Source organism: Bacillus sp. S3 (assembly GCF_005154805.1).
Classification (GTDB): Bacteria; Bacillota; Bacilli; order Bacillales; family Cytobacillaceae; genus Neobacillus.
This window is the reverse complement of the sequence record NZ_CP039727.1, coordinates 3497942-3514499: the sequence shown is the minus strand read 5'-3', so window position 1 is coordinate 3514499 and position 16558 is coordinate 3497942. Positions and strand designations below refer to the sequence as shown.

Genomic DNA, 16558 nt, shown 5'->3' with positions numbered 1-16558 from the left:
TTTTTCATTCGTTCTTATTTGAATAAGAAACCATGCCTTGATAAAGACTACCCTTAAGACAAAGGGGAGTTTTTTTTATGGCAAAAAAATTCAGGATTTTAGGTGATGTAGAATTAACAAAGGATTTATCACTCTTGTTAATTATTGGCGGGTTATACTCTTTGAGTGTGGCCCTATCAAACACATTTGTGAATATATACCTTTGGAAACAAACAGGATCATATGCAGATTTAGCCTTGTATAACCTTTCAATCGTGGTCTTACAGCCATTAACGTTTATTTTAGCGGGAAGATGGGCAAAGAAAATTGACAGGGTAATAGTCCTTAGGATTGGTGTTATTTTTTTGGCGTTGTTTTATCTCGCTGTTCTTATGACAGGCACGAATGCAGCCGCCTATTTATTATTACTAGGCAGCCTCCTGGGAATTGGTTATGGTTTTTATTGGCTAGCTTATAATGTGTTAACGTTTGAAATTACTGAGCCAGAAACGAGAGATTTTTTTAATGGATTTTTAGGTACGTTAACATCTGCTGGGGGAATGATTGGTCCTATTGCTGCAGGGATCATCATTACAAGATTTGAAAAATTTACCGGATATACAATTATTTTTGGTACATCCCTAGCTTTATTTGCCCTTGCCGTTTTCATGAGTTTTTCATTAAAACCACGACCTGCTGCTGGAAGGTACTGTTTTAAGCGAATATTAGATGAAAGAAAAGTAAATGAAAATTGGCGTCTCGTTACGAATGCCCATTTTTTCCAGGGACTAAGAGAAGGGACATTTTTATTTATTATTTCCGTTTTTGTGTATATCTCAACGGGAAGTGAAATGGCGTTAGGAACATTTGGGCTTATTAATTCAGGTATATCTTTTGTTGCCTACTATTTAGCTTCTCGGATGATTAAAAAAAACTATCGAAAAAAAGCCATTCTGATTGGCGGCCTCATTCTTTATGCTGCTGTCCTACTCATTGTTTGGGATTTGAATTTTGTTAAATTGCTGATTTACGCAGCAATGATTGCGATTGCCTATCCACTTTTGCTTGTTCCCTATCAATCCACTACATATGATGTGATTGGTACCGGGTGGAAAGCTGCAGAAATGAGAATTGAGTATATAGTTGTCAGAGAAATCTTTTTAAATATAGGCCGGATTGTATCCATTCTTGCTTTCCTTGCCGCGGTGACCTGGTTTAATGAAACGTCAAGCATTCCTATTCTACTTTTGTTTTTAGGTGCTGGGCATTCCTTAATCTATCTGTTCATAAAGAGGGTTCAAGTACCTGAGGTAAAAATGCGATGAGTTTCTTCTGACTCATCGCATTTTTAATAAGAAGCTTCCGCTTTTTTTTAAATTGGCAAGGGTTTTTCATAGATAAATGGGACATTATCTTATAAAATAAGAAAAGTTATGGTAAGTGCAGAAAAAAGGAAGTGTATATAGATCTTGGATAAGAAAAAGAAAAAGAAGAAGACTCATGTCCCGTTTCGTTTGAACATGGTATTCTTTGTTGTATTTATGCTTTTTTCCATACTGATCCTTCGGCTAGGAGAATTACAAATTGTTTTTGGTGACGATTTTAAACGAGAGATTGAACGAACTGAGGATATTACTGTCAATAACCCCGTTCCCAGGGGGAAAATGTTTGACCGGACTGGAAAAGTGATTGTCGACAACTCCCCATTAAATGCAATAACTTACACAAAATACCAAACTACCAATCAAAAAGAAATGCTTGAAACTGCTGAAAAATTAGCCAAATTAATTGACAAGGATACATCAAAAGTTCCTGTCCGCGACAAAAAGGATTTTTGGATCATTAAACACCCAAAGGAAGCCAAAGCCAAGATTACGAAAAAAGAATGGGATTTATATGATCAGGAAAAATTAGATGACAAGCAAATATATAAAATGCAGATTGACCGTATTACTGATGCTGAAGTGGAAAGTATTCAAGGGGAAGACCTTGAAACATTAGCAATTTACCGGGAATTTAACAGCGGTTATGCCTTAACACCGCAAATTGTCAAAAATAAAGAGGTAACGCCGGAGGAATTTGCGGTTGTCAGTGAGAATTTAGAGAGTCTTCCCGGGGTTGATACGACTACAGACTGGGAGCGTATGTATGCATTTGGCAATACGTTAAAATCTATCTTGGGTGATGTGACATCTTCAGAAGCCGGTATCCCTAAGGAGCAGCTGGAAAAATATCTTGCACGCGATTACAGCCGGAATGACCGAGTGGGTAAGAGTTATCTTGAGCTCAAGTATGAATCTGTCCTCCACGGTCAAAAAGCCAAAGTAAAAAATGTAACGGATAAAACGGGGAAAATTCTTTCTACTGAGGTAATTTCGGAAGGGAAGCGGGGGAAAGACCTTGTTTTAACCATCGATATGGAATTACAGCAGCAAGTTGAGCAAATTATTGAAGATGAAATGTGGAAAGCTAAACAAAAGCCGGGTACTTCCCTTCTGGATCGAGCTTTTGTTGTGCTCATGGATCCACACACCGGGGAAGTATTATCGCTCGCCGGAAGGCAGATTGGGAAAGATAAAGACGGCAAGACGGTGATGAATGATTTTGCCGGTGGAAATATTACTACTTCGTATAATGTGGGTTCTGCTGTTAAAGGAGCAACAATATTAACTGGCTATAAAACCGGTGCTATAAAACCGGGAGATTATCTTATTGATGAGCCCTTATATTTCAAAGGTACACCAAAGCCTAAAAAATCCTGGAAGGTATTTGGTTCTATTAATGACCTTAGAGCCTTACAAGTTTCTTCTAACGTTTACATGTGGAAAACGGTCATTGCAATGGGACAAGGAAAGTATATTCCGAAGGGGCCGCTTGTAATTGACACAGAGAAGACATTCAGTACGATGCGCCAATCATTTAGTCAGTTTGGCCTTGGAACTCGGACTGGGATTGACCTGCCAAATGAAATGAGCGGTTTTCCCGGATCTGACAATAAGCCGGGGTTACTTCTTGACTTTGCCATTGGTCAATATGATACCTATACACCAATTCAGCTTGCGCAATATGTGTCCACAATTGCAAATGGCGGGAATCGCGTGCAGCCGTATATTGTAAAGGAAATTCGTGAACCCGTCATGGATAGTAATGAAATGGGACCGATAGTTGAGGAAATCCAGCCAAAGGTACTGAATCATATAGACATGAAGGATGAATGGATCAAACGGGTACAAGAAGGCTTCCGGATGGTGATGCAGGTTGGGGACGGCACTGGAGTTGGTACATTTAAAGGTGTTACCTATAGCCCGGCTGGAAAAACAGGAACGGCACAAGCGTTTTATGATGGTCCTGTTAAATCACAAAAGAATGCGGAAGTCATGAACTTGAGTCTTGTCAGCTTTGCCCCTTATAATAATCCAGAGGTGGCAATGGCTGTAGTGGTACCTTGGGCATACCAAGGGAATTCTGGCCCAAGTATTAATATGACAATTGGAAAACGGGTAATGGACGCCTATTTTGATTTGAAAAAAAATCGTCCGATAAATGAAGAGAGTACAACAGAGCAGGAAACAAATAATACAGACACTACTCAAAATGAATCTGGACAATAATTAATAAAAGGACACCTGTCTCCCTTGAAGGAGTGAGACAGGTGTCCTTTTTTGTTTACAAATTCTCTACATTCATTTACATAACCTTTACATTTCATTAAAACGCAGTTTACAGTTATCCCTTATTCTTAATCATGTAAGGCAGACAAACAGTTCACCATCAAAAACCTTAGGGGGAATAAAGGAAATGAAAAGTTTGAAAAATTTAAGCCTACTAACAATTTTTGCAGCATTAATGGTATTTATGGCTGCTTGTGGTGGGGGTACATCAACAGACAAAACATCAGAAACCGACAAACCGGAACAACCAAAAACAGAAGAAACAAAAGAACTTTCTGGCTCATTATCTATTTCTGGTTCCTCTGCTATGCAGCCATTAGTTGCAGCTGCAGCTGAAGAGTTTATGGCTGAAAATCCAAAAGTTGATATACAAGTACAAGCAGGCGGATCTGGTACAGGCTTATCACAAGTTGCTGAAGGATCTGTACAAATTGGGAACTCCGATGTATTTGCTGAAGAAAAAGAAGGAATTCCTGCTGATCAGTTAGTGGATCATAAAGTTGCGGTTGTAGGTATGACAGCAGCTGTTAATCCTAAAGTAGGCATTAAAGACATTAAAAAAGATGATTTAATTAAAGTATTCACTGGTAAAATCACTAACTGGAAAGAACTTGGCGGAGCTGATCAAAAGATCGTTCTTGTAAACCGTCCTGATTCATCTGGTACACGTGCAATTTTCAATAAGTTTGCTCTTGATGGTGCAACACCAGCAGAAGGTATTACAGAAGATTCATCTAACACTGTAAAAAAGATTATTAATGAAACAGAAGGTGCGATTGGTTACCTTGCATTCTCATACTTCACTGATGATTCTGTAACACCACTTGCGATTGATGGTGTAGAACCAACAGAAGAAAATGTACAGTCTGGTAAATTCCCTGTCTGGGCTTACCAACATTCATACACAAAAGGTGAAGCAACTGATTTAGCAAAAGCCTTCCTTGATTATTTAATGTCAGATGAAATCCAAACTACACTTCTTAAAGAACAAGGATATCTTCCTGTAACAAAAATGAAAGTTGAACGCGATGCTGAAGGAAATCAAAAGAATCTTTAAAAATAAGTAAATGAATAATCGGGGTAAATGCATAATGGCATTTACCCCGTTACGACGTATTACAGAGGAGTTTGGTGCATTTTGGAAAAGATACTTCCTGCAAAAGAAAGATTGTTAAAAAGCTCAAAAACTAGAATGGATGGGGAATTACGTGGAAAGATTCTGGTAATTCTATGTGCCGTTATTATGATTTCAGCAACTATATCCATTACCATTTTTCTGGGCACAAAGGGTTTACAATCATTTATTAAAAATGGTGTAAGTCTTATTGAGTTCTTAACCAGTACAGCCTGGAATCCTACCAATAAAGCCAATCCAGAATATGGTGCGCTGCCATTTATTTTCGGTTCTTTTGCCGTTACATTTCTTGCTGCATTAGTCGCAGCACCATTAGGAATTGGTGGCGCGATATTCATGACAGAGATAGCACCTTCTTGGGGAAGGAAAATATTACAGCCAGTCGTCGAGCTATTAGTTGGAATTCCATCTGTTGTTTATGGATTCATCGGGCTTACAGTATTAGTTCCTTTTGTCAGGGATCATATTGGAGGGCTAGGTTTTAGTTTGCTTTCGGGTACTATTGTCCTTGCTGTTATGATTTTACCAACAATTACCACTATCGCTACAGATGCAATGAGCTCTTTACCAAAAAATTTAAGAGAGGGCTCTTATGCGCTTGGTGCAACACGCTGGCAAACGATTCGAAAGGTGCTCATCCCTGCAGCACTCCCATCCTTGCTTACTGCTGTCGTTCTAGGTATGGCACGTGCATTTGGTGAAGCTTTAGCAGTACAAATGGTAATCGGAAACGTGAGAAATTTACCATCGAGTCTATTAGATGCCTCGGCAACGTTAACGACCATTATTACTTTAAACATGGGTCATACCACTTATGGAAGTGTTGAAAATAACACCCTGTGGTCTATGGGCTTAATTTTATTAGTGATGTCGTTTGCCTTTATTCTCCTGATTCGATATCTCTCATCAAGGAGGAAGCTGTAAATGAAAAGCAAAACTGCTGATCGAATTGCGACTGGAGTCTTTATTGCCATAGCTATTATTATCATTACGATTTTGGTTGGATTATTCTCGTTTATTATTATAAATGGATTTAAACATATTTCTTGGGAATTTTTAACGAGCCCTTCGAGTAATGTAAGAGCAGGCGGAGGAATACGTGACCAATTATTTAATTCTTTCTATGTCCTTTTTATTACGATGTTGATTTCGATTCCACTAGGCTTGGGTGGTGCCATTTATATGGCCGAATATGCTAAACCTGGAAAAGTTACGGATATCATTCGTTCCTGTATCGAAGTACTAGCCTCCCTTCCGTCGATTGTTATCGGCATGTTTGGATTATTGGTATTTGTTAATACAACAGGCTGGGGATATACAATTTTAGGCGGTGCCTTAGCATTAACCATTATTAATCTGCCATCCATCGTACGGGTTGGTGAAGACGCCATCCGTTCAGTGCCTAGGGATTTAAAAGAAGCAAGTCTTGCATTAGGAATTACGAAATGGCATACGATAAAAACCGTAATCTTGCCAAGTGCATTCCCGTCAATTTTAACAGGTGTCATCCTCGCTGCGGGAAGGGTATTCGGTGAAGCGGCAGCACTTTTATTTACTGCTGGCCTTTCCACACCGCGGCTTGATTATGCCAATTGGAATCCATTTTCTGACCAATCACCATTAAATATTTTTCGTCCTGCAGAAACTCTTGCTGTTCATATTTGGTCAGTCAACACCCAAGGGTTAATACCGGATGTCGAGGAAATAGCGAGTGGGTCAGGAGCTGTCCTAGTTATTTCTGTTTTACTTTTTAACCTTTTGGCTAGATGGATAGGTAGAATGATTACGAATAAAGTTACTGCAACTAAATAAAGGGCAGGTGAGAACGGATGGTTACGACTTTAATGGAAAGAGAAACGACAGAACAAACGATGCAATCAACCGTCCCGTTGCAAATGGAAAATATTTTAAATGTAAAGAATTTAGAGATATTTTATGGCGAGAAACGAGCTGTGAATGGGATTTCAATGGATATTGGAAAAAATTCCGTTACGGCCCTTATTGGACCGTCTGGCTGTGGAAAGTCTACATTTTTAAGAAGTATTAATCGAATGAATGACCTGATTCCTGGTGCAAGGGCACAAGGAGAAATTATTTATGAAGACCTAAATATTTTGTCTGAACAAATAAATGTAGTGGCATTGCGTAAAGAAATTGGCATGGTATTTCAAAAGCCTAATCCTTTTCCAAAATCAATTTACGAAAATATTACCCACGCACTTAAATTTGCGGGTATTAAAAATAAAAGCACACTCAATCAAATTGTCGAAGAAAGCTTAAAAAAAGCAGCATTGTGGGATGAGGTAAAGGACAGGCTCCATAAGTCCGCGCTTTCACTTTCAGGTGGACAGCAGCAGCGTCTTTGCATTGCCAGGACGATTGCGATGAAGCCGACGGTAATGCTCCTTGATGAACCATCATCGGCATTGGACCCAATTTCCAATGCGAAGGTGGAAGAGCTGATTGTTGAATTGAAAAAGGATTATTCCATCATAATTGTCACCCATAATATGCAGCAGGCTTCCCGTATATCGGATAAAACGGCCTTCTTTTTAAACGGTGATTTAATTGAATATGATGCGACTGGAAAAATCTTCACCAATCCTTCTGTTAAGAAGACGGAAGAATATATCTCCGGAAGGTTTGGATAAGGGGGAAACGGTATGGTTACTGCAACATTGACAAGACAAGTATTTGATGTCAATAAGTTAAATTTATGGTATGGAGATCATCATGCATTAAAGGATATTAATTTTCCAATTAATAAAAAAGAAGTAACGGCTATTATCGGTCCATCCGGGTGTGGAAAGTCTACATTTATTAAAACACTGAATTTGATGATTAACATGGTTCCTAATGTTAAGATGACTGGTGAAATTAACTTAAACGGGAAAAATATTTTAGACGATAAAGTTGATCTTGTCGATCTAAGAAAGCATGTTGGTATGGTTTTTCAGAAGGGAAACCCATTCCCCCAATCAATTTATGATAATGTTGCATACGGTCCAAGAGTCCATGGAATCAAAAAGAAAAAGCATCTTGATGAACTTGTCATCAAATCGCTAATGGATGTTGCTTTATGGGAAGAAGTTAAGGATCGATTGAATGCACCAGCACTAGGATTATCGGGCGGACAGCAGCAACGGTTATGTATTGCAAGAGCCCTTGCGACAAAACCAGATGTATTGTTAATGGATGAGCCCACATCTGCCTTGGATCCGATTTCTACTTTAAAAATTGAAGAATTAATTTTAGAGTTAAAAGAAAAATATACTATTGTCATTGTCACTCATAACATGCAGCAGGCCTCACGGGTTTCGGATAAGACGGCTTTCTTTTTAATGGGTGAACTAATCGAACTTGATTCAACATCAACTATTTTTTCAAATCCCCATGATTCACGTACAGAGGGTTATATTACTGGAAGATTCGGATGAAGAGGTGGCATATAAATGAGTGCTAGAGCAAATTTTGATCATAATTTAAAAGAGTTAAAAGAAATGCTTTTAACAATGGCCCATAAATCGGAAATAGCAATTAAAGAGGCAATGCTTTCACTTTTAAATCAGGACATGGACAAGGCGAAGAAGGTTATTGACGGCGATAATGAAATCGATGATTTGGAAGATGAAATTAACGATAAGGCATTATTATTAATTGCTATGGAATCGCCGGTGGCAACCGACCTTCGGAAAATTAGTGTAGCATTAAAGGTTTCATCTGAAGTGGAGAGGCTGGCCGACATAGCGGTAAATATTGCTAAATCTGCTCAGCATATCGGGAATGAACAACATTTTAAAGAAATCATCGATATACCCAAAATGATGGAGATTGCCTTAGAAATGGTTTCTGAATCCATTACTGCTTATTATTCCGAAGATATTGAACTGGCTAAAAAATGTGCGAGAAAAGATGATGAAGTGGATAAAATGTTTGGAGAGTTGGTACATGAGCTATTAAGCTATATCCCGCAAAATCCGAACTCAACGAATCAGATTATTCAGTTAGCATTTGTTTGCAGGTTTATTGAAAGGATCGCAGATCATTCAACAAATATTGCCGAGAACGTGATTTATCTTGCAACCGGAAAACGAATCAATTTGAATGCTTAAATAGTTTGTAAAAAGATGAAGCTAACATCATTAGTTTCATCTTTTTTTTTATTATAAATAGTGTCGAAAAACAGGATGTGATCACAATTGATTGATGTTGATTCGTGTAGAAAGACGCATTTAACTTTAAAATATTAAAAATTTCCCACTCTCCATCTCGCTTCTTGTATGGACTGGCAGAAAACGACAAATTGTGTTTATTGTCTGCTTCCCTCTCTAATGATACGATTAAATTATCAATAATTATGAATAATTTGGATTCTTCGTGCATATATTGAGTGTTTGCAGAATGGAGGAAAGACATGATTGAGGAAATGATCAAACTTAGAGGGGATGGATTGTTGCATCAAACAAACGCCTCAGCAAAATTTTTGCCACTAAAGGGAGAACTACAAGCAAAGCTTGTTACTCCACGGAAAATAATTCTTTTTTGGGATGTTTCTGAATTACCGAAAAGGATTATAAATTTATTTTTTGATCAAAAGTTCGAGAGTCTTGTCCAGGTTGCTAGGATTTATGATGTAACAAAGATCCTCTTCAATGGAAAGAATGCGCATTATTACCACGAGTTACCCGTCTCCTATAATAGCGGACATTGGTTTATAAAAGGATTGGTGGAAAATCGCAGCTATATTGCTGAAATTGGGATATATATATCCGGGAAGGATTATTTTCCGCTTTACCGCTCTGGTTGTATTCATACTCCGACACCTGAACTGCCAAACGGAAATGTACCGCAGCAGGATTTTCTGCATTTTAAGAAGTATGAAGAAGAAGAGACTCCAAAATGGATGGAACAGGTAAGTACATACAGCTATTACCTGGAATCAAACAAATTGGAGGAGAATAATGACTAACAAAACTTTTGAGCAAAAAGATTTAGAATGTAAATCACAACAAAAGCGACCATTAAATATATTGATGCTTTGCTGGGAATTTCCTCCTAATATCGTCGGCGGTCTCTCTAGACACGTATTCGGATTATCCACTCATTTGGCTGAACAGGGGCACAATGTCTATTGTTTAACTGCAGGAAATAGTAAGCTCCCATCTTTTGAGAGAATGAGTGGTGTAAATGTCTATCGAGTGCGCCCAATAAATGAACAGGATGATCAGTTCCTTTCCTGGATTGCCGGTCTGAATTTAGCAATGGCAATGAAGGCTGAACAGCTGTCAGAAGAGATCCAATTTAATCTGGTGCATGCACACGACTGGCTAGTTGGTGCAGCATCTATTGCACTAAAAGAGTCACTGAGAGTCCCGTTATTAACGACTATTCATGCCACCGAGCATGGAAGGAATAATGGTATCCATACCGAAATACAGCAGTTTATTCATGATAAAGAACAACAATTAATATCTGACTCTGATCAAATTATTGTTTGCAGTGATTATATGAAAAATGAGCTTATGTCCATTTTTCATGTTAAAGATGATGAGATTGCCATCATTGCAAATGGGATTGATAATTTGAATGTGGAACAAAATTTCAAGCCGTGCTTTCCTGAAATAACGCAGAAAAAATATATTTTTTCGATTGGAAGAATTGTTAGGGAAAAAGGCTTTGAAACAATTCTTGAGGCGGCAGCATTAGCCAAAGAGATGGAAATGAACTGTTTTTTCGTTGTTGCGGGTAAGGGACCCATGCTTGAAACCTATCAACAGCAAATTAGGGAGAAAAAATTAGACAAATATGTAGCTTTTATTGGATATATTACTGACGAACAAAGAAATGCTCTCATTAATGGCAGTGAAATAACGGTCATTCCAAGTTTATATGAACCATTTGGCATTGTCGCACTGGAAACAATGATGCTTGGGAAACCAACAATTGTTTCCAATACAGGCGGTATGAAGGGGATTGTGAAGCATTTACAAACAGGGATGCTGATGGTTCCAGGGGATGCCAAAAGCTTGCTGGAACAAGTCCATTTCCTCATGAATAATCCTGAAAAAGCGGAAGAAATCGGTGAAAAGGGAAGACAAATTGTTAAAAGCATGTACAGCTGGAAACGAATCGCATTTGAAACCATCAGAGTGATGGAAGATACTCTATTAAACACACGCGTGAATGAAAATGAAAATGTACAAAATGTAACACCAACTAATAAATCATATGTAAAAAAGGTGTAATGGATGATGAATCTAACGGAACGACAAAAAAACCAACCGTCTACTAATAACCAATCGCCGATTGATATACTCCAATTTGTTCCCGGTATATGGGTAAATGGCAACTGCCATTGGCTGCAAAATACCACGGAAAAGGTCATTTACGATGAAGAATTAATTATGAAAGTAAAGCAGGAACAAATCCACTCCAAAATTCGTTTTTCAAGTGTATATGTCAGTAATCACAGCGATCAGATGAAAGAGATAAAAATTTTAGCGATGCACCATTTTCTAAATGTTGGACAAGACCATTTAACATTTGTTTCGCCAGCAGATAATCACATCTTTCATCATGCAAATAAAAAGGCTTTTCTAATTAACGCACATTACAATCAATCAGGCATGAAAGAATACACATCCATGCCGCTGTGGACCGCTTATACCGATCAAATCTGGGGTTCGATTCAAAAGGGGATCTTAAAATATCAGCCAATGGCCAAAGGACCTGCGGCCAGTATCTTTGCCATGAAGATGTCCGTTGCACCACACGAAACCAGTAAAATGACCACTTGGACGATAACTGGTTCAAGCAAAAGTGAATTAATATTAATGGAAAAAGCTCTTAAGAAAAACACTAGCATTTCCCTTTGAAAAGTGATATTATAGAAAAGTCGTATGCACGAACTAGCTTATTCGTTTGGAGGGAAATTGACATGCGTGTAAATATTACGTTAGCTTGCACTGAGTGTGGAGATCGTAACTATATTTCAACAAAAAATAAACGTAACAACCCAGACCGTCTTGAGCTTAAGAAATATTGCCCAAGAGACAAAAAATCAACAGCACACCGTGAAACAAAATAAGCAGTAGGGCTTCCTGCTGCTTTTTTTGTTGTTTATTGATAGGAGGAATACAAATGAATGATAAACATTCTGTCCGTAATCAGGTAAAGGAATCCCTCGCACAGCTATCCAACCCCCTCTATGAAGATTATTCCAATAAAATTGCAGGCAGGCTTTTTGAAGATGAAGACTTTCAAAAAGCAAAGGTAATCGGGATTACTGTTTCGAAACGGCCTGAAGTAGATACATATCAAATTATCCGTAAATCTTGGGAACTGGGAAAACAAGTGGCAGTGCCGAAATGTCATCCGAAAGAAAAAAGATTGTCTTTTAGAATATTTTCTGAGTTTTCACAGCTTGAATCTGTTTATTATGGATTACTTGAGCCGATTGAGGCGTTGACGACAGAAGTAACCTCTGAACAGATTGAATTATTAATTGTTCCTGGCTTGGCATATACAGTGGAAGGGTATCGACTAGGTTTCGGAGGCGGTTATTATGATCGCTATTTAACAAATTACTCCGGTAAAACCCTATCACTTGCTTTTCGTGAACAAATGATCCCATACTTCCCGGTAGCAACACATGATATTCCCGTCTCGAAAATAATCACTGCCAATGAGACAATCAAAATTGTATGATGACTGGTTTACTGACTGCTTCCGGGGCTTTTACTGCGATATTAGTAGGGCTGGCTGTCTATATAGGTTTTGGTATTAATGGAATCGTAGTAATTTGTACTTTCTTTGTAACATCAAGCTTTTGGTCAAAATATAAAAGTTCAGTAAAAAAACCTATGGAAGAAAAGCTGGCAAACGGATCAGCAAGAAATTGGCGTCAAGTGATGGCCAACGGCGGAGGAGCCGGATTTTTTAGTATAATGTATTTTTTACAGCCTGATCAAATTTGGCTTATTGGATTTATTGTTTGTCTTGCGAGTGCGAATTCGGATACTTGGGCATCAGAAATCGGCAGTTTAAGTAGAAAAAAGCCGATTTACATACGAACAATGAAGCGTGTTGATAAGGGAACATCAGGAGCCATCAGCTTATTAGGGAGTGCTGCTGCACTTTCAGGGTCATTACTTATTTCGGTGATAAGTTTTTTGCTATTTGATTTAAACATTATTTTAACTTTCCTAGTTTTTCTCTTTGGTTTTATTGGTAATGTCATTGATACTCTCATAGGTGCCTTTTACCAACAGGTATATGTTTGTCAGCGTTGCAGAATGGAGACGGAAAAAAAGAAGCATTGTCTGCTGCCAACAACTAGAATAAAAGGATTTACATTAGTGGATAATGATATGGTGAATTTTCTTTCAGGATTCCTTGCAGCTATGTTAGCGATTTTGCTAACGATTGTTTCATAATAAAAATATTTCTACTGGAGGATGAGTAATGTTAAAACGTGTGAATAGGGTTGCTCTTATTGGAACAGGATTTGTTGGTTCCAGTTACGCATTTGCGCTTTTAAATCAAGGAATTACCGAAGAGCTTGTCTTAATTGACCTAAATAAAGATAAGGCAGAAGGAGATGTAATGGATTTAAATCATGGTCTTCCATTTGCTCCTTCACGGACAAAAATTTGGTATGGTGATTATAGTGAATGCGCTGAGGCTGATTTAGTGGTTATTACAGCAGGTGCAAATCAAAAACCTGGTGAAACACGGCTCGATTTAGTTGAAAAAAATACGAGGATTTTTAAAGTTGTTGTAGAAGAAATTATGTCCACGGGATTTGATGGGATTTTCCTAGTAGCTACTAATCCCGTAGATATTCTAACTTATGCTGTTTGGAATTTTTCCGGTCTTCCAAAAGAACGGGTAATTGGGTCTGGAACCATTCTAGATACAGCACGGTTCCGCTTTTTGCTTGGAGAATATTTTGATGTAGACACCCGGAATGTTCACGCCTATATTATTGGGGAACACGGTGATACAGAGCTTCCAGTATGGAGTCATGCAGATATTGCAGGTACCTCTATTTCTAAGTGGACTAAAAATAAAGATGGATTTAATCATCAAGATCTTGATAAGATTTTTTTAAATGTCCGCGATGCTGCTTACCACATTATACAACGAAAGGGCGCTACCCATTATGGAATTGCTATGGGACTAGTTAGATTGACCAAGGCAATTCTAGAAAATGAAAACTCTGTTTTAACTGTATCAGCTTATTTGGATGGCGAATATGGACAAAGCGATATCTACATTGGCGTACCGGCGATCGTTAACCGAAAGGGAATTCGGCAAATAGTAGAACTTGATTTAAATGATGAGGAAAATGCAAAATTCACAAATTCTGTTAGGGTATTAAAGAAAACAATGGAACCTGTATTTAATAATATTTAAATGGAAGAGGCATGATTCTTGGAATCCGCGCTTTTTATGGATAAAATAACTTGATCTATCACAGAATAATAGCAGGAGGGATTTAAGATGTCTCGAATGTTAACATCTATTTTTATGATTGGATCGATTGGTTATTTTGTTTTCCGTTACCGCTACCGACTAATAAATCTGTTGCTAGGCTCAAGCTGGATGCGCCGGCTTACTGTAGGCTCGATTATGAGCTTTCCCGGTGTGAAAAATAAAATGATGCAATCGGTATTTGGAAGACCATCTGAATGGTGAAAACCACAGATGGTTTTTTACATTTTACAGAGTTTATGAAATATCCACAATTCAAGTGGTTTCAGTAATGTAAAAGGGCTTCCATCGTTTATAATAAAAGCATAGCGGCAAAAATAAACTACATATTATTAAGCTGATTGTCATGATGGATAACTTTGGAGTGGCATTTTGTAAAGAAAGTAGGAGAGAAATGAATAATAAAGAAAGTTACATCTTTTGGAGGCTGGCCTATTCTTTCATCTCTGATCATGGGTATCGAATCATTCAATTATTTGAAAATCAAAAAGAACTATGGCTTGAAAAGTTAGAAAACAAGCAGGCTCCTATTATTCGCATGCTGCTCCATGATTTAGACTGGAGTAATGCGATGCAGAGAGACATTGAATATACTGCTTCCAATGGGGAAAGAATCCGCAAGCAAATTGGCCGGTCTGAGTTAAATGTAATGAATATTTACGTCAGCCAATTCCCGCCTGTTGATGAATATGAATATCGGATATCAAAACCATTTGTTTATCCGGAAGGTAATAAAACGTCTGTAAGCACAATCCTGTTAACAAAAGGTGAATATGATACTGGATTTGAGCGGATTTCAGAAAGGCTTGAGGCGGAGAGTACCCTAACCTTTCATGAAAATTATTCCGAAGAAGATGTCGAGACCATCAAGAAAGCAGCATTGGAATATGCAATGAAAATGGTGAAAACGGAAAAGTCCCTTCTTTCTAATGGAAAACCCTTCTTTACTTACGTATTTATAGCCATACAGTTAGCTGTCTTTTTCTGGCTTGAACTGCATGGCGGGAGTACAAATACATCCACTCTGATTAAATATGGGGCAAAGGTAAACCAATTGATTGAAGAGGGAGAATGGTGGAGATTTATTACACCTGTTTTTTTGCACATTGGCTTTTTGCATTTGGTGATGAATACAATGGCATTGTATTTTCTAGGAACGACAGTCGAAAAAATGTTTGGTAATGTTCGTTTCCTAATTATTTATTTGTTTTCGGGTATCACAGGTTTTATTGCTAGTTTTATTTTTAATTCCACCTTATCGGCAGGGGCAAGCGGTGCTATATTCGGCTGTTTTGGTGCGTTATTGTATTTCGGGGCCATCTATCCAAAATTATTTTTCCGGACCATGGGAATGAATTTGATTATTGTCCTAGGCATAAACCTTGTGTTTGGGTTTACGGCATCAGGAATTGATAATGCTGGCCACTTAGGGGGTCTGGCAGGGGGATTCCTAGCAGCCGGCGTTGTCCACTTTCCGAAGAAGAAAAGGTTTTTAGGGCAATTGTTGTTTCTGATTGCCTCGGGAGCGATTGTATGGGGGGCATTAACCTACGGATTTAACACATCCGCTCAATCGGTTGATGAAAATGCCAACCTGCTAATGGCGCAAGAATATATAAAACAGGATAATTATGATCAGGCTTACAGTGTTTTAAAGAAATCCGAAGAGGAAGCAGGCAACCTGACCGAAAAAACATATTTTCTTTTATCATTTGTAGAAATAAAGAAGGGTATGCTTATTGAGGCAAAGGAACATTTACAAAAAGCTATTGAACTTGACCCTGCATTTCATGAAGCCTATTTTAATCTGGCACTCATTAACCTGGAGCAAAATGACGTTGAAGAGGCGAAGGTAAATGCCGAAAAGGCGGCAAAATTAGAACCAAATCAAAAGCAATACTCCGAATTAGTCCGTGAAATTAATCAACATATTCAATCCACTGGCGGAGGAGGATAGATTTTTCGGGTAGCATGCGGTAAAATGATGCATGCGTTATCCTTTTTCTTGTGATGTGAATGAAATCAAACTCTCCATTAAAATTAGGGGGGAGGAGTAGAGAAAAATGAAAACAATTTATGAGATTCAACAATTCTTAAAGCAGTTTGGAACGATTATTTATGTAGGTGATCGTGTCGGCAATCTTGAACTGATGGAATCAGAATTAAAGGAACTTTATCAGGCGCAATTGATTGAAACAAGGGAATTTCAAACAGCACTTTTAATCCTAAGGCATGAAATCCAAATGCAAAAAGAAAAAAGTAAACAGAGATAGGTGAG

At 38.1% G+C, this 16558-nt stretch carries 18 protein-coding genes; all 18 read left to right on the top strand.

Features of this window, described 5'->3' with window-relative positions; all coding sequences use genetic code 11:
* The first annotated feature begins 77 nt into the window (after nt 1-77).
* The 18 genes from FAY30_RS17065 to FAY30_RS16980 all read left to right on the top strand — a co-directional run bounded on the left by FAY30_RS17065 (nt 78) and on the right by FAY30_RS16980 (nt 16553).
* Entirely contained in the window at nt 78-1304 is a 1227-nt protein-coding gene (locus tag FAY30_RS17065) for an MFS transporter (RefSeq protein ID WP_149870994.1), read from the top strand.
* A gap of 195 nt (nt 1305-1499) precedes the next feature.
* Nucleotides 1500-3590 carry a peptidoglycan D,D-transpeptidase FtsI family protein gene (locus tag FAY30_RS17060; RefSeq protein WP_149872759.1) on the top strand — a complete coding sequence of 697 codons (2091 nt, stop codon included), beginning with the start codon at nt 1500-1502 and terminating at the stop codon, nt 3588-3590.
* 187 nt (nt 3591-3777) lie between these two features.
* Nucleotides 3778-4707, top strand: a complete 930-nt coding sequence (locus FAY30_RS17055; RefSeq protein WP_149870993.1) for a phosphate ABC transporter substrate-binding protein — start codon at nt 3778-3780, stop codon at nt 4705-4707.
* Between the two features lie 135 nt (nt 4708-4842).
* Nucleotides 4843-5709 (top strand): phosphate ABC transporter permease subunit PstC, encoded by an 867-nt coding sequence (gene pstC / locus FAY30_RS17050; protein ID WP_223821011.1) that lies wholly within the window; start codon nt 4843-4845, stop codon nt 5707-5709.
* Complete coding sequence (gene pstA, locus FAY30_RS17045) at nt 5710-6597, top strand: phosphate ABC transporter permease PstA (RefSeq protein ID WP_149870992.1); 888 nt, start codon at nt 5710-5712, stop codon at nt 6595-6597.
* Nucleotides 6598-6656: 59 nt separating this feature from the next.
* On the top strand, nt 6657-7436 hold the full coding sequence (gene pstB, locus FAY30_RS17040) for a phosphate ABC transporter ATP-binding protein PstB (RefSeq protein ID WP_411675500.1): 780 nt from the start codon (nt 6657-6659) through the stop codon (nt 7434-7436).
* Nucleotides 7437-7448: 12 nt separating this feature from the next.
* On the top strand, nt 7449-8222 hold the full coding sequence (gene pstB, locus FAY30_RS17035) for a phosphate ABC transporter ATP-binding protein PstB (protein ID WP_149870991.1): 774 nt from the start codon (nt 7449-7451) through the stop codon (nt 8220-8222).
* Between the two features lie 15 nt (nt 8223-8237).
* Nucleotides 8238-8897, top strand: coding sequence for a phosphate signaling complex protein PhoU (gene phoU / locus FAY30_RS17030; protein WP_149870990.1), 660 nt, complete (start codon nt 8238-8240; stop codon nt 8895-8897).
* A 302-nt stretch (nt 8898-9199) separates the two neighbouring features.
* Nucleotides 9200-9754, top strand: a complete 555-nt coding sequence (locus FAY30_RS17025; RefSeq protein WP_190284678.1) for a DUF4912 domain-containing protein — start codon at nt 9200-9202, stop codon at nt 9752-9754.
* Nucleotides 9747-11030 carry a glycosyltransferase family 4 protein gene (locus FAY30_RS17020; RefSeq protein WP_149870988.1) on the top strand — a complete coding sequence of 428 codons (1284 nt, stop codon included), beginning with the start codon at nt 9747-9749 and terminating at the stop codon, nt 11028-11030. The genes FAY30_RS17025 and FAY30_RS17020 overlap by 8 nt, the downstream gene beginning before the upstream one ends.
* 3 nt (nt 11031-11033) lie before the next feature.
* A complete protein-coding gene (locus FAY30_RS17015; RefSeq protein ID WP_190284677.1) occupies nt 11034-11660 on the top strand; it encodes a hypothetical protein in 627 nt (208 codons plus the stop codon).
* A gap of 62 nt (nt 11661-11722) precedes the next feature.
* A complete protein-coding gene (gene rpmG / locus FAY30_RS17010) occupies nt 11723-11872 on the top strand; it encodes a 50S ribosomal protein L33 (RefSeq protein WP_149870986.1) in 150 nt (49 codons plus the stop codon).
* A gap of 53 nt (nt 11873-11925) precedes the next feature.
* Nucleotides 11926-12492, top strand: coding sequence for a 5-formyltetrahydrofolate cyclo-ligase (locus FAY30_RS17005; RefSeq protein WP_190284676.1), 567 nt, complete (start codon nt 11926-11928; stop codon nt 12490-12492).
* Nucleotides 12489-13220: a DUF92 domain-containing protein gene (locus FAY30_RS17000; protein ID WP_149870985.1), complete on the top strand. Its 732-nt coding sequence runs from the start codon at nt 12489-12491 to the stop codon at nt 13218-13220. Before FAY30_RS17005 ends, FAY30_RS17000 begins: the two co-directional genes overlap by 4 nt.
* A 28-nt stretch (nt 13221-13248) precedes the next feature.
* Nucleotides 13249-14202: an L-lactate dehydrogenase gene (locus tag FAY30_RS16995; RefSeq protein WP_149870984.1), complete on the top strand. Its 954-nt coding sequence runs from the start codon at nt 13249-13251 to the stop codon at nt 14200-14202.
* 87 nt (nt 14203-14289) lie between these two features.
* Nucleotides 14290-14484: a hypothetical protein gene (locus FAY30_RS16990; RefSeq protein WP_149870983.1), complete on the top strand. Its 195-nt coding sequence runs from the start codon at nt 14290-14292 to the stop codon at nt 14482-14484.
* Between the two features lie 190 nt (nt 14485-14674).
* A complete protein-coding gene (locus FAY30_RS16985; RefSeq protein WP_149870982.1) occupies nt 14675-16237 on the top strand; it encodes a rhomboid family protein in 1563 nt (520 codons plus the stop codon).
* A gap of 106 nt (nt 16238-16343) precedes the next feature.
* A complete protein-coding gene (locus tag FAY30_RS16980; protein ID WP_149870981.1) occupies nt 16344-16553 on the top strand; it encodes a YqgQ family protein in 210 nt (69 codons plus the stop codon).
* Nucleotides 16554-16558 lie beyond the last annotated feature (5 nt).